This window comes from Sphingomicrobium aquimarinum (assembly GCF_039655735.1).
GTDB classification, from domain to species: Bacteria; Pseudomonadota; Alphaproteobacteria; order Sphingomonadales; family Sphingomonadaceae; genus Sphingomicrobium; species Sphingomicrobium aquimarinum.
Window position 1 is genome coordinate 727,936 of sequence record NZ_JBBYXH010000002.1, and the last position, 20,643, is coordinate 748,578.

A 20,643-nucleotide genomic window follows, 5' to 3' on the forward strand; every position below is an offset into this window, starting at 1 on the left:
CATCAGGGTTGCGAAAGTCACTCCGCGGGCAAGGCGCGCGTCGGCTCGCCCTGCGTGATGCGATGCGGATCCTGCTCATTCTCGTTGACGAGGCCTCCGAGACGTCCGGCCAGCTTCTTCTCGACGTCGAGCGCGAGGCTGAAGAAGGCAGGAACCAGAAGCAGCGTCAGCGCGGTCGAGAAGATGAGACCGCCGATCACCGCCGCGCCCATCGGCGCGCGCCAGCTGGAATCGCCGTGCAGCGACAGAGCGATCGGGATCATCCCCGCCACCATCGCGACCGTGGTCATGACGATCGGCTGGGCGCGCTTGTGTCCCGCTTCCACGATAGCTTCGTCCTTGGTCATTCCCTGGTCCATCATATCGAGCGCGAAATCGACCAGCAGGATCGAGTTCTTGGCGACGATGCCGAAGAGGAGCAGCACGCCGATGAAGACGGGGAGCGACAGCACGAGGCCCGACAGGAGCAGCGCGATCGCGGCGCCCAATGGCGCGAGCAGCAGCGACCCCATGTTGACGAGCGGCGCGAGGAACCGGCGGTAGAGCAGCACCAGCACCGCGAACATGAGCAGGACGCCAGAGCCCAGCGCGACGAAGAAGTTATTGAGAAGCTCGCCCTGCCACTTCTCCTCTCCTCGCTCGACCTTCTGCACGCCGCGCGGAAGGTTCTGCATCGTCGGCAGTTCGTCGATGATCTTGCGGGCCACGCCCTGCTCGACGCCTTGCGCAAGGTCGGTGCCGACCGCCAGCGTGCGCTGCTGGTCGTAGCGACGGATCGACGTCGGACCCGCGCCGAAGCCGATCTCGGCGACCGCGCGAAGCGGAACCGAGCCGCCATTCGCGGTGGGAACGGGAAGGTTCAACAGCGTGTCGAAATTCTCGCGCTCGGCTTCGGACAGCGCGACGCGGATCGGCACCTGCCGGTCGGACAGGCTGAAGCGCGCGCTGTTCTGGTCGATCTCGCCCTGCGTGGCGATGCGGATCGTCTGGCTCAGCGAGGTCGTGGTGACGCCGAGATCGGCCGCAAGGTCGAAGCGGGGGATGATGTTGATCTCGGGACGGATGTCGTCGCCCGTCACGCGCGCGCCAACCAGTTCGGGGCGCCCGGACATTTCCTCGACCAGCTTGTAGGCCGTCTCCTCGAGCAGCTGCGGATCGCTCGAGCCGAGGTTGACCGTAATGGCCTGCCCGCCACCGCCGCCCTGGCCCTGCGACTGGAAGTTGACGCGGGCATCGGGGACGGCGGCAAGTTCGGGGGCGAGTTCGCGCTCATATTCGGGCGAGGGCCGCGGACGATCCTCGTTCCAGATGACGTTGACGTAGCCGCTGCCGGCGAAGATGCGCTGGAAGACCGTCTCGACCTGCGGATGCTGCTGGACGATGGTGGCGACATCCTCGACGACGTCGGCGGTCGCTTCGATGGTCGCCCCCGGAGGCAGGCTGATCGAGACCGAGGACGTGTCGCGGTTCTCTTCGGGACTGAAGCGGAAGGTCTGGAAAAGCATCCCGAACAGGACACCGGTCAGCGCGAGGATCGCGATGCCCGCGACGACTGCGGAGAGGCGGTGGTCGTGCAGGCGCGCCCAGATCCGCTTGAGGCGATAGCGCGCGCGCTGTCCCCAGCCGCTGTGCCCGTTCATCGCGCCGAAAAGGCTTCCGATGAGGATGGTGACGAGGCTCACGAGAACCGCGGCGACGAGGAAATAGAGCCCGAACATCAGGAGGAATTCGAAGATGCTCGAAAGACCTTCGAAGGCCTTGGGCGGTATCATTTCGCCGTCCGGGCCCGGACGGCCGGACAGATAGGGCATGAGCGCGCCCGCAAAGGCGAGGATCGCCGCAATGATCAGCGGCACGCGCTTGTACGACGTGCGGCCGTCCGGTGCCTCGAGGCGCGCAAGCCGCGCCTTGGAGTTGCGGCTCGAAATCGTCCAGCGCAGCACGTTGAGATACTTGCGCATGAAATAGCCGTCGGCGGTTTGTTCATGCCCTTCGTCGCGCAGGAAATAGGCAGCCATCAGCGGCGTGATCATGCGCGCGACGAACAGCGAGACGAGCACGGCGAGAACGACCGTGAAGCCGAAATTCTGGAAAAACTGTCCCGAAATGCCCGGCATCAGCGCGACGGGCAGGAAGACCGCGATGATCGTGGTCGTGGTGGCGAGCACGGCCAACGCGATCTCGTCGGCGGCGTCGATACTGGCCTGATACGGGGTCTTCCCCATGCGCATGTGGCGCACGATATTCTCGATCTCCACGATCGCATCGTCGACCAGCACCCCCGCCACCAGCGCGAGCGCCAGCAGGCTGAGGAAATTGAGGTTGATCCCCATCAGGTCCATGAAGAAGAAGGCCGGGATCGCCGACAGCGGGATCGCGACGGCAGCGATGATGGTGGCGCGAAAATCGCGCAGGAACAGGAAGACGACGAGCACGGCGAGCACCGCGCCCTCGATGAGCGCCTGCATCGAGCTTTCGTACTGCGTCCGGGTGTAATCGACGCTGTTGGAAATCTCGATGAAATCGATCCGCGGATCGTCCTGCTCGATCTGGTTGAGCACTTCCCACGCCGCATCATAGGCGGTGATGTCGGACTGGCCCTTGGCCCGGCTGAAGTTGAAGACGACGACTTCGGCGCCGTTCATCCGCGCGAAGCTGGTCTGTTCGCTGGCGGCATCGCGCACGTCGGCGATGTCGCGAAGGCGCACCGTGCCCTGCCGGGTCGAGAGCACGGTCTCGGCGAGTTCGGCGGCAGTATCGGCATTGCCGAGCACGCGAACCGACTGGCTCGAGCCCGCAAGTTCGGTCTGCCCGCCCGCCGCGTTGATGTTGAGCTGGCGCAGCTGGTTGTTGACGTCGGCAGCGGTGAGGCCGCGCGCTTGGATGGCTTCGGGCCGCAACGTCACCTTGATCTCGCGGTCGACACCGCCGAAACGGCTGACCTCGGCAATGCCCTCGGCGCCGAGCAGGCGACGCGAGACCTCGTTATCGATGAACCAGGACAGTTCCTCGAGGGTCATGTCGGTGGTGCGCGCCGCGATGAAGCTCAGCGAATCGTTGGAAATATCGACGCGACCGACACGCGGCTCGAGAATGCCGGCGGGCAGATCGCCGCGGATCTGCGAGATGGCGTTGCGCACGTCGTTGACCGCGCGATCGGTATCGGTGCCGATCTCGAACTGGACGAACGTGTTCGAACTGCCCTGGTTGATGGTGGTTTCCATCTCGTCGACGCCTTCGATCGAGCGGATCGCCGCCTCGACGCGCTGGGCGACCTGGTTCTCGAGCTCCTCGGGCGCCGCGCCGGGCTGGACGACCGTCACGGTGGCGGCGGGAAAATCGATGTCGGGGTTGTTGGTGATCTCCATCCGGCTGAACGACACGATGCCTGCGAGGAGCAGGATCGCGAACAGCACGATGGGTGGCACCGGGTTGCGCACGCTCCATGCGGAAATGTTGCGAAAGTTCACTATTGCGCTCCGTTCGCGGCGGGTCGTGCGGCGGCGCGCACCGGTGAGACTTCGCGGCCGACCGTGACGAAGCTGCCCGCGCGGCTGATGATCCGCTCGTTGCCCGAGAGGCCCGAGGCGATGGTCACGCCGCGGTCGTCGACCGCGCCGATGACCACGTCGAGCCGCTCGACCTTGTTCTCGTCGTTGACGATCATCACGTAGTTGCCGCGCGCATCGGCGAGGACGGCGGACTGGGGAAGCAGCGGAGCGGTGGTGGCGCCCGCGCCGATCCGCGCCTCGGCGAACCCGCCGGGCCGGATCACGGGATCGTAGGGAATGGCGATGCGCACTTCACCCTGGCGGCTCTGCGGGTCGATGGTCGGCTCCACCTGCCAGACACGGCCCTGGAACTCGCTTTCGGTACCCGTCGGCTTCACGATGGCGTTCATGCCCACATTGATGCTGGCGAGATCCTGCTGCGAGACCTCGGCGCGCATCTCCATCTCGCCGCCGCGCGCCATGCGGAAGACGGGCGTGCCGCCCCCGACGACCTGTCCCACTTCGATGTTTCGCTCGAGAATGAGCCCCGAATTGGGGGCGCGAATGTCGAGCTGCCCGATCGAGGCCTGCGTCTGCCGAAGTTGGGCGCGGGCGACTTCGACCCGCGCGACAGCGGCATCGTAGGTCGCCTGGCGCTGGTCGATGTCGGCCTGGCTCACGAACCCGCGTTCGACGAGCTGGCGGGCGCGTTCGAGATTGTTGCGCGCGAGCTCGGCATCCGCCTGCGCGGCGGCGATCGAGGCGCGCTGCTGTGCGGCCTGCTGCGTCTGCACGTCGCGCTCGATCGAGGCGAGAAGCTGGCCTTGGCGCACGAAATCGCCCTGCTCGACAAGCACTCGGGTCACGCGGCCGCCCTGGCCCGAAACGCCGATCGACTGGTCGCGCCGCGCACCCATCGTGCCCGAGGCCACGATCGTCTGTCCGACCTCGCTCTGGCCCGGCACGATGACGGTCACGGTCGGTGCGCGGCCATCACTCTGCGCGCCGGCGGCGGCAGGGCCGCTGGCGCCCTCTTCCTCGCCGCGCATCAATGTGAAGGCGAACACGAGTGCTGCGACGACGATGATGATCCCGGCGATCAGCGCGATACGCCGCCGCTTGCGCGTCTTTGCGGCTTCGTCGGTCAGCATGGGCCATTCCATCGTGGTCTCGCGGGTCATCGTATCCATTTCATGTCCGTCTTGTTCGGAGAATTCCGCCATCTTCGCTGGAGGCGTATCACATCAGTAGCACAGTTGCACCGCCTAAAAAGACGATTCCGCAAGCCATCGCAGCAACCTTTCGACGAATGGCAGAAGCCATTGCCTCTGTCATGCATTGTGGTCATTCTAGGCAAACCGATTTCACAGCGGGAGGCGATGCGCGTCTTGCCCGCCGAATTACGAGAAATGACAGGGAGACCGAGATGCTTGCAGATTATGGAGTGATTGCCTGGATCGTCATCGGCCTGATCGCCGGTGCGATCGCGAAGCTTATCATGCCGGGTAAGGACCCGGGCGGATGCATCGTGACCATCCTGCTCGGAATCGCAGGGGCATTGCTGGCGGGCTTCCTCGGTCAGATGGTCGGGTGGTACGAAGCGGGCGAGGGTGCGGGCTTCATCGCTGCCATCGTCGGCGCGCTGATCCTTCTGGTCTTGTATCGACTGGTGATGAAACGCCGCTAGTCCTCACCATATTCAGCACCAGGAAAGGCCGGTCGTGCGTCTCTGCACAAACCGGCCTTTCTTCATTTCGGGAGACTTTACGAATGCGTCATCTGAAAACCGCACTTGCCTTGTGCGCCGTCGCTCCGCTGTCGCTTGCGGCGGCTCCGGCGGCTGCGCAGAACATGGCGACCGCGCCCACCTATCTCGACATCGCCGCGACCGGCACCGTCGACGCCGTGCCCGACCTCGCGATCATCAACACCGGCGTCGAGACGCGCGGTGCGACCGCCGATGCGGCCCTCAGCGAGGCCAGCGCGCGCGTCGAGGCGATCCTCGCGGCCCTCGATCGGGCAGGCGTGGCCGAGCGCGATATCCAGACCAGCCGCATCAACCTCTATCCCCAGTTCGACTATCAGAACGATCGCGAACCGAGACTGACGGGGTATCGTGCAGGCAATAGCGTCACCGTGCGGTTTCGCGACATCGAGCAGGCGGGCGAAATCGTCGATGCGCTCGTCAAGGCCGGTGCTAACCAGATCAACGGGCCGTCGCTAACCTTTGCGGATGCCAAGCCCCTGCAGGATCGCGCGCGGCTCAATGCACTGACCGTCGGGCGGCAACGTGCCGAGGCATATGCCAATGCGCTGGGGATGCGCGTCGTGCGGCTCGCGCACGTGTCCGAGGGGGGCGGGAACATGCCGCCGCCGCCGGAAACGATGGCCATGTCCGACCAGATCGTCGCGACTGGCTCGCGCTCGGTACCCATTCGTCCGGGCGAGCAGGAAATCGCCATGACGCTCTCGATGCGCTTCGAACTGCGCTAGATTGGGCAGGGCATAAAAAAGGCCGGGCCGCTCCTGCGAGCGACCCGGCCAATTTTTTGCAATCGATCCGTGCTTAGCGAACGCGGCCGCGACGCACGAGATTGACGATGGCGAGCAGCACGATCGCGCCGAGAAGCGAGACCAGCAGGCTGCCGATCGAATAGTCGCCACCGGTGATGGTGCCGGCGCCGAGCAGCGGCGAGAGCAGCAGGCCGCCCAGGAACGCGCCGATGATCCCGACGATGATGTTGAGCAGGATACCCTGCTGGGCGTCGGTGCGCATTACCATGCTGGCAAGCCAGCCTAGGATGCCGCCGACGATGATCAAAAGAATGAAGCCCATGATGTTCTCCCTGTCTTAATTCCTGCCGTCTAACGCGGCAGTCTGGGAGATCAAAACAGCTTGGGGGTCGATTGTTCCGGTCGCGACACCAATAAAATGATGACACGACCGCAAAAAAAGCGGCCCCGTCCGGGAGAAGACGGGGCCGCGCGAAGTGTAGGCCGGGTGGATGTCCTGGGAAGGGACCTTTTGGGAAGGGACCCGAGCTACTTCGTTTAAAGACCTAGAGCCGCTGCTGGCGTTCGTACTGGTCGCGGTAATGCTTAAGGCGCGTGACCCTGAGGCCGGGCATCCCCGAGCGATCGACCGCACGCTGCCAGCTGGTGAATTCCTCGAGGCTGAGATCGTAGCGTTCGCAGGCCTCGTCGACGCTGAGGAGCCCGCCGTTGACCGCCGCGACGACTTCCGCTTTCCGGCGCACGACCCAGCGCGTGGTGCTGGCCGGGGGCAGCGAGTCGAGCGTCAGAGGTTCACCCAAGGGGCCGATCACCTGCGCGGGCTTGATGTTTTGATTTTCGAGCATTCGCATCCTCAACTGATCTTCAATCTCGTTACGGCCCCACGTTTAACTTCGGGCTTTGAACAAATCCTCTCGGGCGTAGGTTAATGCCGCCTTCATTCTTTCCCTGCGCAAAACTCGCGCGAGATGGACGCGAACGCCCCGTCCAGTTCCTCGTCGATCTCCTCTCCCGAGAGGAATCGAATGAGGAGGTCCGTCCGCGGCCTGTCGCTGTAGGCATCCGCGACGCCTGCAGGGTTCAGGATCAGCTTGAGCTGTTCCGCTTTTTCGAAATCGGGGTCGTGCTTTGCCAAACCTCGCGGTCCTCATTTTTCGGTCATGGTTCGCAAGGCCTATGCGAACAGGGTGAATTTCCGGTAAAGACGCCGACGAAATGTCTCTCCCCTTCGATCTTCCCTGCGCCGCGCAGGACGCGCGGATCGTCGTCGCCATGTCCGGCGGCGTCGACTCGAGCGTTGTCGCCCATCTCGCGCACGAGACCGGCGCCGAAGTCATCGGCGTGACGCTTCAGCTCTACGACCATGGCGAGGCGGTGGCGCGCTCGGGAAGTTGCTGTGCGGGGCAGGACATCTACGACGCCAAGACCGTCTGCGACACGCTTGGCATCGCCCATTACGTCCTCGATTACGAATCGCGATTCCGCGAGGGGGTGATCGACCAGTTCGCGGACCAATATGCGTTGGGGCGTACGCCCATTCCCTGTTCGCAGTGCAACCAGGGCGTCAAGTTCGTCGATCTTCTCGCATTCGCGAAGGAACTGGGCGCGACATGCCTCGCGACGGGCCACTACGTGCGCCGCGTGGTGGGCGCGGACGGAAAGCCGCAGCTCTGGAAAGGCCGCGATCCGCGCCGTGACCAGAGCTATTTTCTCTACGGCACCACGCTCGAGCAACTCGACTTCCTGCGCTTCCCGCTAGGCGACCTTCCCAAGCCGCAAGTGCGCGCGCTCGCGCAGAAGGCGGGGCTGGAGGTTGCCGACAAGCCCGACAGCCAGGACATCTGCTTCGTGCCCGACGGCGATTATGCGAGCCTCGTGAAAAAGCTGCGCCCCGAGACGGCGGCGCCCGGAGCGATCGTCGATCTTGAAGGCAATCGGCTCGGCGAGCATCCGGGCGTGGTCCATTATACGATCGGTCAGCGGCGCGGTCTTGAAATCGGCGGCCAGCCCGAACCGCTCTACGTCGTGCGCATCGACCCCGACGCGCGCGAGGTGGTGGTGGGCCCCAAGGAGGCCCTGGCCGTAACCTCGGCAAGGATCGAGGACGTCAACTGGATCGGCGAGGAGCAGACGCGCGTGGAGGCCAAGGTGCGCAGCCTAGCGCCGCCCGTACCGGCGATCCGCACGGATGGTGGCGTAACGTTCGAGGCGCCGCAATTCGGCGTGGCACCCGGCCAGTCGGCGGTGTTCTACGAGGGCGAACGCTTGCTGGGCGGCGGGACGATTTCGGCTACGCAAGCTGCCGAAGCGGTCGCCGCGGCCTAGAGTCGGAACGCGCCCTCAATCACCGTAACGCAGCGCCCCGTCAGGCAGACGCGGTGGTCCGCAACCTCGCATGCGAGTTGCCCGCCCCGCGCGCTCGCCTGCAGCGCGGTGAAATGCGTCGTTCCCAGCTGCTCGGCCCACCAGGGAGCAATCGCGGCATGGGCGGAGCCGGTGACGGGATCCTCGTCGATGCCGAAGGCAACCGCGAAGACGCGGCTCGCAATGTCGGCCGTCTCGCCGGGGGCCGTCACCACGACCATTTCCTCGTAAGGCGCCAGGGCGGCGAAGTCGGGTGCGCACGCGCGCACCGCCGCCTCGTCGTCGAGCAGCACGAAAAGCGTATCCTCTGCGCCTTTGGCGCGCAGGACTGCGCGGGGCAGGACGCGCAAGGCCTCGATAATTCCATCGTCCTCGACAGTCTCCATGCCCGTCGCCGCCGGAAGATCGAGCCGCAGCCCATCCGGGGATCGCTCGACGGCAAGCAGCCCGGCACGGCTGGCGAACGTCACTCGGTCCGCATCGCCGATGAGCGCGTGTCCGCTGGCGATGGTGGCGTGGCCGCACATGTCGACCTCGCAGCCGGGGGTGAACCAGCGAAGGTCCCAATCCGCCTCTCCGCCCGAACGCTTGAGGAAGGCCGTTTCCGAGAGATTGTTCTCGATCGCGATCGCCTGCAGCATTCGGTCGGGCAGCCAGTCTTCAAGGACCATCACCGCAGCCGGATTGCCCGTCAGCGGCTTGCCGTCGACGACGAAGGCGTCGACCTGCGTGAAGGGGAGGATCATTCGGGGGTCGTGTCCTGTCCGGGTTCTTCCAACCCCTTGGGGTCGGGGTGGATGAGGAGGTCGACGCCCGGGAACTCGGCGTGGATGCGCGCCTCGATCTCGTCCATGACGTCGTGCGCCTGCGACACCGTCATCGAGGGGTCGAGCCAGATGTGGAACTGGGCGAAGTCCACTCCGCCCGAGGTGCGCGTGCGCAGTTCGTGAATGCCGTGCATCTCTGGATGCTTGTTGATCATCGCCACGAAACGGTCGCGCTTCTCCTCGTCCCATTCGCGGTCCATCAGCTGGTCGATGGCGGCGCTGGCACCGCGCCAGGCGCCCCACAACAGCCATGCCGCGATGGCGACACCGAACAGGGGGTCGGCAAGCGGGAAATTCCCGATCTGGTCGAGCAGCAACGCGGCTATCACCGCAATGTTGAGGAGCAGATCCGACTGGTAGTGGACATGATCGGTCTGGATCGCGACCGACCCGGTCTTGCGGATCACGTAGCGCTGGTAGGCGAGCAATCCGAGCGTCACCGCGATGGCGACCGCGCTGACGCCGACGCCCAGTTCGAGCTCCTGCGTCCGTTCGCCCGATCCGAAGCGATCGATCGCCCGCCAGGCGATCCCGATCGCGCTCACCGAAATGAGAATCACCTGGAAGAGCGCTGCGATTCCCTCGGCCTTGCCATGCCCGAAGCGATGTTCCTCGTCGGCGGGCATGGCAGCGTAGCGCACCCCGAAAAAGGTCACGAGACTGGCGATGAGGTCGAGCGCGGTATCGGCGAGGCTGCCGAGCATCGCGACGCTGTCGGTCGACCAGCTCGCCCACAGCTTGAGCGCCACAAGAAAGAGCGCGACCGACACCGAGAACAACGCCGCACGGCTCGTCAGGCTGGCGCGTTCCCCATGATGGTCGTGCGCATGTTCGTGTCCGTGAAATCCGCTCATGGGTAGAGAAGTCCTTCCTGCCACGCGTCACCATCACGGACGAAGAGGCGGCGATGATGCATCCGGGTCTGCGTGCCTTCCCAGAATTCGATGCGTTCGGGCACGATGCGATAGCCGCCCCAATGATCAGGTCGCGGAAGGTCGCCAGTCGGATAGCGTTGTTCGAGCGTGGCGACGCGCTTCAGAAATGTCTCGCGATCCGGCAGCGGGCGGCTCTGGTCGGAAGCCGCGGCGGCGAGCTGCTTGTCGCGTTCCCGGCTATGGAAGTAGGCGTCGTTCGCCGACGCCGGCAATTCCTCGATCCGCCCCTCGATCCGGACCTGCTTGTAGGTCGATTTCCAGTGGAAGGTCGCGGCGGCATGGGGGTTGGCGCTGAGATCCTCGCCCTTGCGGCTGTGCTTGTTCGTGTAGAAGTCGAAGCCGTCCGGGCCATGCGCTTTCATCAGCACGATGCGGACCGACGGTAGCCCGTCCGGCGACGCGGTGCCGAGCGCCATTGCGTTGGGATCTGACGGTTCGTTCGCCTTCGCCTCGGCGAACCATTCGTCGAAGAGGGGGAACGGATCCATGCCCCTCGCGTAGGGGGCAGATGGAGGTGACGCAAGGCTGGCATTTCGGGCCGGATTGCGCTTAGAGCTGTCTTATGGACCTATATCAGCAACTGGGCTTGAAGCGCGGCGCGTCCGAAGCCGAGATCAAGAAGGCGTATCGCAGCCTCGCCAAGCAACTCCACCCCGATCGCAATACGGACAATCCCAAGGCCGCCGAACGGTTCGGCAAGGTGACGCAGGCCTATGACATCCTCTCGGACAAGGACAAGCGCGCCCAGTACGACCGTGGCGAGATCGACGAAGAGGGAAATCAGAAGTCTCCCTTCGGCGGGTTCGGTGGCGGTGGCGGCGGCAGCCCCTTCGGTGGGCCCGGCGGACGCGCGCAGGGTTTTCCCGGTGGTGGGCAGCAGGGCTTCGAGGAAGCCGATCTGTCCGACCTGTTTGAAGGTCTCTTCCGCGGCCAGCAGCAACAGCAACAGCAGCAACAGCGTCGCAGCCCGTTCGGGCGCCGCGCCGAGCCGCCGCGCAAGGGCGAAGACACCAACTACCGGCTGACGGTCCCCTTCATCGACGCTGCCACGCTCGAGCCGCAACGGGTCAAGCTGTCGGACGGCAAGATCCTCGACATGAAATTGCCCGCAGGCGTCGAGGACGGGACGAAGGTGCGGCTCGCGGGGCGGGGCGACCCCGGTCCGGCGGGCGCCGGCGATGCGATCGTGACGGTGAAGATCCAGGCGCACAAGCATTTCCGCCGCGACGGCAACGACATCCGCCTCGACTTGCCGATCAGCCTCAAGGAGGCCGTGGAAGGGGCGAAGGTCAAGGTCCCGACCGTCGATGGCACGGTCACGATGACGGTTCCCGCCGGCACCAGTGGCGGCACCGTCATGCGCCTCAAAGGCAAGGGATTTTCCAAACGCACCGGCGGTCGCGGCGATCAGCTGGTCACGCTCGAGATCGCGATTCCCAAGGACGATGCGGCCCTCAAGGCCTTCGTGAAGAACTGGTCGCACCCGGGCGACGTGCGCGCGGGGCTTTCAGGCTGAGCCAGCGCTCGCCCCAGTCGCCCGAAGCGCGTCGGCGTCGCCTTGCCGCGCTCAAGGCCAAGTTCGGGCCTGACGCCATCCGGCGGTTCCGCGAAAGCGATCGACCTTGGGACGTCACCAAGCGCGTCGCGATCGGGGTCTATTCGGACGGCTTCATCCATGCCGGCAACCTCGCCTACATCTCGATGCTCGCGATCTTTCCCTTCATCATCCTCGCCACCGCGATCGCGGTACTGCTCGGCGAGGGCGGGGCGAGCGAGAGCGCAATCCTGACGATCCTGTCGCGTCTCCCGCCCAATGTCGCCGAAGCGCTCGCCGACCCCTTGTTCGAAGTGGCCGAGCGGCGCCCGGGCCCCCTTCTGTGGCTGGGCGCGCTGGTGGGTCTGTGGACGACGGGCAGCTATATCGAGACGATCCGCGACGTGCTGCGCCGCGCCTATGGCGTGCGCATGGTCGCGCCCTTCTGGGAGTATCGGCTGGCCTCGATCGGCCTGATCGTGGGCTCGGTGCTTCTCTTGATGATCGCTTTCGCGACCAGCCTCACGCTGTCGAGCATCCAGGCCCTCATCACCGCCTGGCTGCCGATCAGCCAGGAAGGCGCCGGGCTGGTGGCGGTGTTGCGGATCATCCCTGCGATCACGCTCTACGTTACGGTCTACACCCTCATCTGGGCGCTGACGCCGACACGCTATCGCGGCAAGCATTGCAAGGTGTGGCCGGGAGCGCTCGCGATTACCCTGTGGTGGCTGGTGACCGTCGCGATCCTCCCGCAGGCTGTCGGGCTTTTCGGCGGCTACGGTCGCACCTATGGCAGCCTTGCAGGAGCGATGGTGGCGCTCATCTTCTTCTACATCGTCGGGCTGGGAGTGGTGATGGGAGCGGAGTTGAACGCGGCGCTGGCATCCTCGGGCGACAAGGCGCTAAAGGGCGAGCATTACGAAGGGCCGCACGCGCACGAACTCGAAGTCGAGGAGCCGGGCGAGGACGAAGCGCCCAAGAAAAGGGAAGATGGTTAGATGAGCGGAATCATGAAGGGCAAACGCGGGCTCGTCATGGGATTGGCGAACAACAAGTCGCTGGCCTGGGGCATCGCGAAGAAGCTCGCCGACGAAGGTGCCGAGCTGGCATTCAGCTATCAGGGTGAGGCACTCGAAAAGCGCGTCCGGCCGCTGGCGGACGAACTCGGCAGCGATTTCCTCATCGAATGCGACGTCGCCGACATGGACAATCTCGACGCGGCCTTCGCGACCCTCAAGGAGCGCTGGGACAACCTCGACTTCGTCGTCCATGCCATCGGCTTTTCCGACAAGAACGAGCTGCGCGGCAAATATGTCGACACCAGCCTCGATAATTTCCTGATGACGATGAACATCTCCGCCTACAGCCTCGTCGCGGTGGCAAGACGTGCGCGCGAGATGATGAGCGAAGGCGGCTCGATCCTGACGCTGACCTATTACGGCGCGGAAAAGGTCATTCCGCACTACAACGTCATGGGCGTCGCCAAGGCCGCGCTCGAGACGAGCACCCAGTACCTCGCCGCCGATCTCGGTCCCGAGGGCATCCGCGTCAACGCGATCAGTGCCGGCCCGATCAAGACCCTCGCGGCGAGCGGGATCGGCGACTTCCGCTACATCCTGAAATGGAACGAATATAATTCGCCGCTCCGCCGCAATGTCACGATCGAGGATGTCGGCGGCTCGGGTCTCTATCTGCTCAGCGATCTCGCCAGCGGCGTGACGGGCGAGGTGCTGCACGTCGATGCTGGCTATCATGTCGTCGGCATGAAGGCCGAGGACGCGCCTGACATCGCCACCGCCGGATGATCGCGCGGCGCCTCTCGATCACGGGCCACGTGCAGGGCGTCTTCTTCCGCAAGACCACGCAGGAAGAGGCACGGGCGCTGGGCGTATCGGGATGGGTGCGCAACTGCGAAGACGGCAGCGTGGAAGCGCACCTCGAAGGCGAGCACGGCGCCGTGCAGGCGCTGATCGAGCGGCTGCGCATCGGACCGCCAAATGCACGCGTCGACGCGATCGACGTCCTCGATGGGGAGCCGGAAGGCCATGACGGGTTCGCCGTCCGTCATTGAGCGCTGGCGCGGCTGGGCGCAGCGGCTCAAGACGGATGCGGTCATGCTCTGGCTGGCGGCACGCGATCCGGATGTGTCGTGGGGCGCAAAGGCGATCGCGGCGATGACGGCGGCCTATGCGCTCAGCCCGATCGACCTTATTCCCGATTTCATTCCCGTCCTCGGCCTGCTCGACGATCTCTTGATCGTGCCCGCGGGCGTGTGGCTGGCCATGCGGATGATCGACCCTCGAACGCGCGCGCGTCTCCGGAAAGAGGCGGTAAATCTCGCGCAGCGTCCGGTCAGCAGGACCGGCGCGGCGGTCGTCATCGCGCTCTGGGTCGTCGCGGCTGCGCTTCTCTGGCGGTGGGCCGCCTAGGCGCGTTTGCGACCGATCAGCGTACCCTTCTCGCCGCCCTTCCACAGATGGAAGTCCATGTCGGGAAATTCGCTGCGCCAGCGCCGCGCGACGAGCCGTTCGCCGGGGCGTGCGGCATCGTCGAGCAGGACGGTCGCGCCGGGCGCCAGGTGGCGGAAGAGCCGGGCCGCACCGCCGCGCGTCATGGGATTGATCGTCCAGGGCGGGCCATCGATGATCATGAGGTCGATGCCGTTCTCGAGCGGGCCGGTGTCGTAGAAGAGGCCGGGCCAGTCCTCGTCGATCGGTTGCAGGGGCGCGTGACGGATGTCGGCGTCGAGATCCTGGTCGGCGAGCCATTGACTGGTCGAGTCGACGAAATCGGCGTGCTGGTCGAAGCTGATGTGCGGCGGACACCCTGCTTGCTTGAGCGCCTTGGCGATGACGAGGCTGGACGCGCCGCATCCGAACTCGACGACGCGCTGGGACCTCTTCTCGGCGATGATATCGCAGATGAGATGCAGGAAGCCGGTATCCGCCTTCCACGAGCCAAGATTGGGAAGCGCGTCCTCGGATAGGTCGAGGCGTCGTAGCAGGCGGGCCTTCTCGCGCTTCGATCCGCCCCGCAGCGACTTGAGCAGGAAGGGCGCCTGGAAAGGCGCAAGCAGACCCACGAAGGCTTTGTCGCGCCAGCCGACATGGGCATCGGCGGCATGATCCTTGGGCAGGAAGCCCGTCGTCTCGCGGCTCGTCATTGACTGAAGGGGTCCGAGACGAGAATGGTGTCGTCGCGCTCGGGGCTGGTCGAAAGCAGGGTTACAGGGCAGCGCACCAGCTCCTCGATCCGGCGGACATATTTGATCGCCGCCGCCGGCATGTCGGCCCAGCTGCGCGCGCCCGCGCTGGTCTCGCTCCAGCCGGGCATTTCCTCGTAAATGGGTTCGATCCGCGACTGGAGGCCCGCATTGGCGGGAAGATAGTCATAGGTCTCGCCGTCGATCCGGTACCCCGTGCAGATCTTGACCGTGTCGAGGCCGTCGAGAACGTCGATCTTGGTCAATGCGATACCGTTGATGCCGGTGACCGCGACGCTCTTGCGCACCAGCACCGCGTCGAACCAGCCGCAGCGCCGCTGGCGGCTCGTCACCGTTCCGAACTCGTGTCCGCGCTCGCCCAGACGCTGGCCGATCTCGTCTTCCAGCTCGGTCGGGAAGGGGCCGCTGCCGACGCGCGTGGTATAGGCCTTGGTGATACCGAGCACCGTTCCTGCCGCACTGGGCCCCATGCCGCTGCCTGCGCCCACCGTTCCGGAAACGGTGTTGGACGAGGTGACGAAGGGATAGGTGCCGTGATCGACGTCGAGATGCGTACCCTGCGCGCCTTCGAACAGGATGCGCTTGCCCGCGCGCCGGGCCTCGTCGAGGTCGCGCCAGACGGGGCGCGCATAAGGGGCGACGAACCCGGCGATCTCGCGGAGGTCCGTCATCAGCGCGTTGCGGTCGATGGGGTCCTGCCCGAAGCCCGCGCGCAAATGGTCGTGGTGCGCGCAAAGGCGCTCGAAGATCGGGGCGATTTCGTCGAGGTTGGCAAGATCGCACACGCGAATGGCGCGGCGGCCGACCTTGTCCTCGTAGGCGGGGCCGATGCCGCGGCGCGTGGTCCCGATCTTGCCCTTTTCCAGCGCATCCTCGCGCAGGGCATCGAGATCGCGGTGAATGGGCAGGATGAGCGGCGTATTCTCGGCGATCCAGAGCGTCTCGGGCGTGATCGACACACCCTGCGCCTCGACCTTCTCGATTTCCTGCTTCAGCGCCCACGGATCGAGCACGACGCCGTTGCCGATGACGCTCGGCGTGCCGCGCACGATGCCCGAGGGCAGCAGCGACAATTTGTAGGTGGTGCCGCCCACCACGAGTGTATGGCCGGCGTTGTGGCCCCCCTGGAAACGAACGACGAGGTCGGCGCGTGCGGCCAGCCAGTCGACGATCTTGCCCTTGCCCTCGTCGCCCCACTGGGCGCCGATCACGGTGACGTTGGCCATGCGATCTCAGATTCCCGCTTTCAGTTCGTCCGCTCGCTAGGCGAAGCGTGGGGCGGCGTCCACCCTTTGCGGGAACGGGGCCTTTGCGGGAAAGGCGCCTTTGCGGGAACGGGGCCTTTGCGGGAACGGGGGAGGGGGCAGATGCGCTATCCCTCCTGAACACCGACATATTGGAGCGACAATGACCGACCAGCCAATGCTGACGCTGAACGACGACCGCCAGATCCCGCAACTGGGATTCGGCACCTACAAGATCGACGACCGCGACGCCGCCGATGCGGTGAAGACGGCCCTCGACGTCGGCTACAAGCTCGTCGACACCGCGGCCATCTACGGCAACGAGAAGGGCGTGGGCAAAGGGCTGGAAGGCCATGACGATATCTGGCTCACCACCAAGATCTGGAACGATGACCAGGGCTACGAGGAGGCGAAGAGGGCGTTCGGCCACAGCCTCAACCGATTGGGGCGCGAGGATGTCGACCTTGTGCTGATCCACTGGCCCTGCCCCGACAAGGGCAAGTTTCTCGACACGTGGAAGGCCTTCATGGAGCTGCGCGAAGACGGCCGCGCCAAGTCGATCGGCGTCTCGAACTTCCGCGCGGAGGACCTGCGCCGATTGATCGACGAGACGGGCTTCGCGCCCGCCGTGAACCAGATCGAGCTGCATCCGAGCTTCCAGCAGCGCGAGCTCGTGAAGCTGCACCGCGAACTCGGGATCGCCACGCAAAGCTGGTCGCCGCTCGGCCAGGCACAGGCGCTCGAAAAAGCCTGTATCAAGGCCATCGCGCGCGATCTCGACGTGTCGCCCGCCGCGGTCGTGATCCGCTGGCATCTCCAGAGCGGCCTGCTCACGATCCCCAAGGCTTCCAGCCGCAATCATATCGAAGCCAATTTCGAGGCGGTGCGGATCGAACTGACCGACGCGCAGATGGCCAACATCGACGCCATGGACGATCCCGGCGGGCGCATCGGGCCCGACCCGTCGGATTTTTGCTGATGCGCGGCGCAGGGTTCATCCTTCTTTGCGGGTGCGCCCTTGCCGCCTGCGGGACGGACACGGGCGGGCCGAGCGGAGCCGCCGCACCCGACGAGCCCCCATCGAGCTTCGCCGATACGCCGGGGGCGGTCACGCTACGAGCGGCATCGGTCGATAGCCGTGAGCTCGACTATCCGGCGCTGCGCGAGTGCGGGGTGGTGCAGGCCGGCAGCTGGACGGCACGGATCGAAGAGGCCCCCGGCGCCCGCGACAAGGCCGTGCGGATCGAGGGCGTCGCAGGCACCAATCCCAGCGTCGAGTTCGACTTCGTCCTCGATTCCGACATCATGGAGAGCAACCCCGTCCAGCGACGCGCGCGCATGATCGTCACCCATCCCGAGGGGGCCAATATCGACCGGCTCGACCGTTATGATCTCGAGGCCAGGCTGCCCTATTCGGGCGACCTCGGGATCCTGCGGCTCGAATGCGGCGGCGTGCTGATGGCGACGATCACCGATCCCGCCGAAGCGCAGGTCCGCTAGCCGAACCGAAGTCCCACGACTTTGCGCACGCCATCCAGTTGCCGGAGCGCGTCGAGCAGGCCGGGAGCAGGCGGGCTGTCGATCGCGATCAGCGCCAGGGCTTCGCCGCCGATGCTGCGTCGCCCGAGCGCGAAGGTCGCGATGTTGACCCCGGCATCGCCCAGCGTCGAGCCGAGCGACCCGATGAATCCCGGCGCATCCTCGTTGACGATGTAGAGCATCGGCCCCGCGAGTTCGGCCTCGATCGGCACGTCGAACATTTCCACCAGCCGGGGATTGTCGGCACCGAACAAGGTGCCCGCGACCGAGCATTTGCTCCCGTCCTTGAGCGTCGTCCGCACTCGAACGAGCGTATGATAGGCGCCTTCGTGATTGTGCCGCACCTCGCTGACATCGAGCCCGCGATCCTTGGCGAGCACCGGCGCATTGACCATGTTCACGGAGGAAGAATAGCTGCCCATCAGCCCTGCCAGCACCGCACCCGAAATCGGCGTGATGTTGAGCTCGGCCGCCGCGCCCTCGACCTCGACCGCGATCGCGGTCACGTCTTCGCCGAGCACCTGCCCGACCAGCTTCCCGAGGTTGGTCGCCAGTCCCATGTAGGGCTTCACGCGCGGCGCTTCCTCGGCGCTGATCGAGGGCGAATTGATGGCGTTGGTCACGCCGCCCAGAAGCAGGAAGTCGCTCATCTGCTCGGCGACCTGGATGGCCACGTTGACCTGCGCTTCGGTCGTCGATGCGCCGAGGTGCGGCGTGGACACGAAACCGGGCGTGCCGAAGAGCGGGCTTTCGTGCGCGGGTTCGGTCTCGAACACGTCGAGCGCCGCGCCTGCGACCTGCCCGCTGTCGAGCGCCTCCTTCAATGCCGCTTCGTCGATCAGGCCGCCGCGCGCGCAATTGACGATACGGACGCCCTTCTTGGTTTTCGCCAGCGCGTCGGCGGACAGGATTCCGCGCGTCTCGTCGGTCAGCGGGGTGTGCAGCGTGATGAAGTCGGCGCGGCGCAGCAGGTCGTCGAGCGACACTTTCTCGACGCCCATGTCGAGCGCCCGTTCATCGGTCAGGAAGGGGTCGTAGGCGATGACCTTCATGCGCAGCCCGAGCGCCCTCGAGGCGACGATCGAGCCGATATTGCCCGCGCCGATCAGCCCCAGCGTCTTGCCGGTCAGTTCCACGCCCATGAAGCGCGACTTTTCCCACTTGCCGGCCTGCGTCGAGGCGTCGGCGGCAGGCAGGTCGCGAGCCAGCGCGAACATCAGCGCGATCGCATGCTCGGCGGTGGTGATGGAGTTGCCGAACGGCGTGTTCATCACCACGATCCCTAGGCCGGTGGCGGCGGCAATGTCGATATTGTCGACCCCGATGCCTGCCCGGCCGATGACCTTGAGCTTGTCGGCTGCTTCGAGGATCTCGGCATTGGGCTTGGTGGCCGAGCGGACGGCCAGCCCGTCATACTCGCCGATGATGGCCTTGAGTTCGTCGGGCGAGAGACCCGTCTTCTCGTCCACCGTAATGCCGCGCTCGCGGAAAATCTCGGCGGCGCGCGGGTCCATCTTGTCGGCGATCAACACTTTTACGGTCATTGCGTCTGCTCCCATGCCCAGTCGAGCCAAGGGCCCAGCGCTTCCACGTCTGCGGTGTCGACCGTCGCCCCGCACCAGATGCGAAAACCCGGTGGCGCATCGCGATAGGCGCCGAAGTCGTACGCCACATCCTCGTCCTCGAGCAGCTTCACCATCGCCTTGATGCGGTCGGGCTCGGCATCTGCAGTGAGGCAGACCCCTGTCACACTGCGCAGGGCAGGGTTGGTGCAGAGATGATGCAGCCAGCTCCGATCTTCCACGAGCGCATCGACGGCGGCGGCATTGGCGTTCGCGCGGGCGATCATGCCCTCGAGCCCGCCGATCGACTTGGCCCATTCGAGGCTGTGGATCGCATCCTCGACGCACAGCATCGACGGGGTATTGATGGTCGCGCCGGTGAAGATGCCCTCGTTGATCTTGCCCCCCTTCGTCATCCGGAAGAGCTTGGGGAGCGGGCGATCGGGCGTATAGCTTTCGAGGCGTTCGACCGCGCGGGGACCGAGGATGAGTACGCCGTGCGCCGCCTCGCCGCCCAGCACCTTCTGCCAGCTGAAGGTGGCGACATCGACCTTGTCCCACGGGATCCGCATCGCGAACACCGCACTGGTCGAATCGGCAAAGGACAGGCCTGCGCGGTCCTCGGCGATCCACTTGCCGTCGGGAACGCGGACGCCCGAGGTCGTACCGTTCCAGGTGAAGAGCACGTCATGGCTCCAGTCGACGGCGGCCAGATCGGGCAACTCGCCATAGTCGGCGGTGACGAGATTGCTGTCGAGCTTCAGCTGGTCGCCGACATCCTTGACCCAGTCCTTGCCGAAGCTCTCCCACCCCATGGCGGTGACGGGACGCTCCCCGAGCATCGACCACATCGCCATCTCGAACGCACCGGTGTCGGAACCGGGGACGATGCCGATCCTGTGACTGTCGGGAAGCTCGAGCACTTCGCGCATCAGCGCGATGCAGTGCGCCAAGCGAGCCTTGTTATAGGCACCGCGATGCGACCGGCCGAGGCCTTCCAAGTTCAGCTTGTCGGGGGTCCAGCCCGGCGGTTTGGCGCAGGGCCCGGACGAGAAATAGGGGCGCGCGGGGCGCACTTTGGGTCGCGACATTGAACAGTCTCTCCCTTTCAGAGAGGCGCGCCGCGTTGGGGCGGCGTGGCCCGAGTTCCTTTTAGGAGGACGCGGCACGCTTAGAAAGGGTCCGAAAGGTCGGGATCGAAAATTACCCGGAAATAAGGTGATTCAGCGTTAACGGCATTCAACATCTTAAAATAAATCAGTCATCAACTCAACTCATCGCTTCGTCTCAACATGTCGTCCCGCAACCCGGAACATCCGCTTGTAAATTTTAACGATTGGCCGACACGTTCGGTTCGTAATCAGGGCGACGTCACGTTCGACGTTGCCGGGGAAACGGTGGTGGGGACCG

General features: G+C 65.3%; 22 protein-coding genes. 10 read left to right on the top strand and 12 right to left on the bottom strand.

Going from position 1 to position 20,643, the window contains the following annotated elements; translation table 11 throughout:
• Positions 1-17: 17 nt before the first annotated feature.
• Together WJS89_RS09745 and WJS89_RS09750 are read right to left on the bottom strand one after the other, a co-directional pair.
• Positions 18-3,470 carry an efflux RND transporter permease subunit gene (locus tag WJS89_RS09745; protein ID WP_346340739.1) on the bottom strand — a complete coding sequence of 1,151 codons (3,453 nt, stop codon included), beginning with the start codon at positions 3,468-3,470 and terminating at the stop codon, positions 18-20.
• On the bottom strand, positions 3,470-4,681 hold the full coding sequence (locus WJS89_RS09750) for an efflux RND transporter periplasmic adaptor subunit (protein ID WP_346340740.1): 1,212 nt from the start codon (positions 4,679-4,681) through the stop codon (positions 3,470-3,472). The genes WJS89_RS09745 and WJS89_RS09750 overlap by 1 nt, the downstream gene beginning before the upstream one ends.
• A gap of 236 nt (positions 4,682-4,917) precedes the next feature.
• Between WJS89_RS09750 and WJS89_RS09755 the strand changes: the two genes are divergently transcribed.
• Positions 4,918-5,178: a GlsB/YeaQ/YmgE family stress response membrane protein gene (locus WJS89_RS09755; RefSeq protein WP_346340741.1), complete on the top strand. Its 261-nt coding sequence runs from the start codon at positions 4,918-4,920 to the stop codon at positions 5,176-5,178.
• A gap of 83 nt (positions 5,179-5,261) precedes the next feature.
• Entirely contained in the window at positions 5,262-5,984 is a 723-nt protein-coding gene (locus WJS89_RS09760; protein WP_346340742.1) for an SIMPL domain-containing protein, read from the top strand.
• 73 nt (positions 5,985-6,057) lie between these two features.
• Here WJS89_RS09760 and WJS89_RS09765 read toward each other — a convergent pair whose 3' ends face one another.
• From WJS89_RS09765 to WJS89_RS09775, 3 genes are all read right to left on the bottom strand, one after another.
• Positions 6,058-6,327 (bottom strand): GlsB/YeaQ/YmgE family stress response membrane protein, encoded by a 270-nt coding sequence (locus WJS89_RS09765; RefSeq protein WP_346340743.1) that lies wholly within the window; start codon positions 6,325-6,327, stop codon positions 6,058-6,060.
• Positions 6,328-6,550: 223 nt separating this feature from the next.
• The gene (gene sciP / locus WJS89_RS09770; RefSeq protein WP_346340744.1) at positions 6,551-6,850 is read right to left on the bottom strand and encodes a CtrA inhibitor SciP; all 300 of its coding nucleotides are present in this window, start codon (positions 6,848-6,850) and stop codon (positions 6,551-6,553) included.
• Between the two features lie 92 nt (positions 6,851-6,942).
• On the bottom strand, positions 6,943-7,140 hold the full coding sequence (locus WJS89_RS09775) for a hypothetical protein (RefSeq protein WP_346340745.1): 198 nt from the start codon (positions 7,138-7,140) through the stop codon (positions 6,943-6,945).
• Between the two features lie 80 nt (positions 7,141-7,220).
• Here WJS89_RS09775 and mnmA point away from each other — a divergent pair, with 80 nt between their 5' ends.
• Positions 7,221-8,330 (top strand): tRNA 2-thiouridine(34) synthase MnmA, encoded by a 1,110-nt coding sequence (gene mnmA, locus WJS89_RS09780; protein ID WP_346340746.1) that lies wholly within the window; start codon positions 7,221-7,223, stop codon positions 8,328-8,330.
• Here mnmA and WJS89_RS09785 read toward each other — a convergent pair.
• From WJS89_RS09785 to pdxH, 3 genes are read right to left on the bottom strand one after another with little or no spacing between them, the layout of a single operon-like run.
• Positions 8,327-9,115 carry a PhzF family phenazine biosynthesis protein gene (locus WJS89_RS09785; protein WP_346340747.1) on the bottom strand — a complete coding sequence of 263 codons (789 nt, stop codon included), beginning with the start codon at positions 9,113-9,115 and terminating at the stop codon, positions 8,327-8,329. The two genes, mnmA and WJS89_RS09785, sit on opposite strands and share 4 nt — an antisense overlap.
• Positions 9,112-10,050, bottom strand: a complete 939-nt coding sequence (locus tag WJS89_RS09790; RefSeq protein WP_346340748.1) for a cation diffusion facilitator family transporter — start codon at positions 10,048-10,050, stop codon at positions 9,112-9,114. Before WJS89_RS09790 ends, WJS89_RS09785 begins: the two co-directional genes overlap by 4 nt.
• Entirely contained in the window at positions 10,047-10,619 is a 573-nt protein-coding gene (pdxH, locus tag WJS89_RS09795) for a pyridoxamine 5'-phosphate oxidase (protein ID WP_346340749.1), read from the bottom strand. Before pdxH ends, WJS89_RS09790 begins: the two co-directional genes overlap by 4 nt.
• A gap of 74 nt (positions 10,620-10,693) precedes the next feature.
• On the opposite strand from pdxH, the gene WJS89_RS09800 reads away from it, so the two are divergent.
• Genes WJS89_RS09800 through WJS89_RS09820 form a run of 5 tightly spaced genes read left to right on the top strand, consistent with a single transcriptional unit; the run spans position 10,694 to position 14,094 of the window.
• Positions 10,694-11,647 carry a DnaJ C-terminal domain-containing protein gene (locus tag WJS89_RS09800; protein WP_346340750.1) on the top strand — a complete coding sequence of 318 codons (954 nt, stop codon included), beginning with the start codon at positions 10,694-10,696 and terminating at the stop codon, positions 11,645-11,647.
• Positions 11,644-12,663: a YihY/virulence factor BrkB family protein gene (locus tag WJS89_RS09805; protein ID WP_346341205.1), complete on the top strand. Its 1,020-nt coding sequence runs from the start codon at positions 11,644-11,646 to the stop codon at positions 12,661-12,663. Before WJS89_RS09800 ends, WJS89_RS09805 begins: the two co-directional genes overlap by 4 nt.
• On the top strand, positions 12,664-13,470 hold the full coding sequence (gene fabI, locus WJS89_RS09810) for an enoyl-ACP reductase FabI (RefSeq protein WP_346340751.1): 807 nt from the start codon (positions 12,664-12,666) through the stop codon (positions 13,468-13,470).
• Positions 13,467-13,736, top strand: coding sequence for an acylphosphatase (locus WJS89_RS09815; protein WP_346340752.1), 270 nt, complete (start codon positions 13,467-13,469; stop codon positions 13,734-13,736). The genes fabI and WJS89_RS09815 overlap by 4 nt, the downstream gene beginning before the upstream one ends.
• Positions 13,711-14,094, top strand: coding sequence for a YkvA family protein (locus tag WJS89_RS09820; protein ID WP_346340753.1), 384 nt, complete (start codon positions 13,711-13,713; stop codon positions 14,092-14,094). The genes WJS89_RS09815 and WJS89_RS09820 overlap by 26 nt, the downstream gene beginning before the upstream one ends.
• On the opposite strand, the gene WJS89_RS09825 is transcribed toward WJS89_RS09820, so the two are convergent.
• Both WJS89_RS09825 and WJS89_RS09830 read right to left on the bottom strand, forming a co-directional pair.
• Positions 14,091-14,828, bottom strand: a complete 738-nt coding sequence (locus WJS89_RS09825; protein WP_346340754.1) for a class I SAM-dependent methyltransferase — start codon at positions 14,826-14,828, stop codon at positions 14,091-14,093. The genes WJS89_RS09820 and WJS89_RS09825 overlap by 4 nt on opposite strands.
• A complete protein-coding gene (locus WJS89_RS09830) occupies positions 14,825-16,114 on the bottom strand; it encodes an adenylosuccinate synthase (protein ID WP_346340755.1) in 1,290 nt (429 codons plus the stop codon). The genes WJS89_RS09825 and WJS89_RS09830 overlap by 4 nt, the downstream gene beginning before the upstream one ends.
• A gap of 181 nt (positions 16,115-16,295) precedes the next feature.
• Between WJS89_RS09830 and WJS89_RS09835 the strand changes: the two genes are divergently transcribed.
• Together WJS89_RS09835 and WJS89_RS09840 are read left to right on the top strand one after the other, a co-directional pair.
• Entirely contained in the window at positions 16,296-17,111 is an 816-nt protein-coding gene (locus WJS89_RS09835; protein WP_346340756.1) for an aldo/keto reductase, read from the top strand.
• Positions 17,111-17,632 (top strand): hypothetical protein, encoded by a 522-nt coding sequence (locus tag WJS89_RS09840; RefSeq protein ID WP_346340757.1) that lies wholly within the window; start codon positions 17,111-17,113, stop codon positions 17,630-17,632. Before WJS89_RS09835 ends, WJS89_RS09840 begins: the two co-directional genes overlap by 1 nt.
• Here the strand turns inward: WJS89_RS09840 and serA are convergent.
• On the bottom strand, positions 17,629-19,215 hold the full coding sequence (serA, locus tag WJS89_RS09845) for a phosphoglycerate dehydrogenase (protein WP_346340758.1): 1,587 nt from the start codon (positions 19,213-19,215) through the stop codon (positions 17,629-17,631). The two genes, WJS89_RS09840 and serA, sit on opposite strands and share 4 nt — an antisense overlap.
• The gene (locus WJS89_RS09850; protein WP_346340759.1) at positions 19,212-20,324 is read right to left on the bottom strand and encodes a phosphoserine transaminase; all 1,113 of its coding nucleotides are present in this window, start codon (positions 20,322-20,324) and stop codon (positions 19,212-19,214) included. Before WJS89_RS09850 ends, serA begins: the two co-directional genes overlap by 4 nt.
• Positions 20,325-20,643 lie beyond the last annotated feature (319 nt).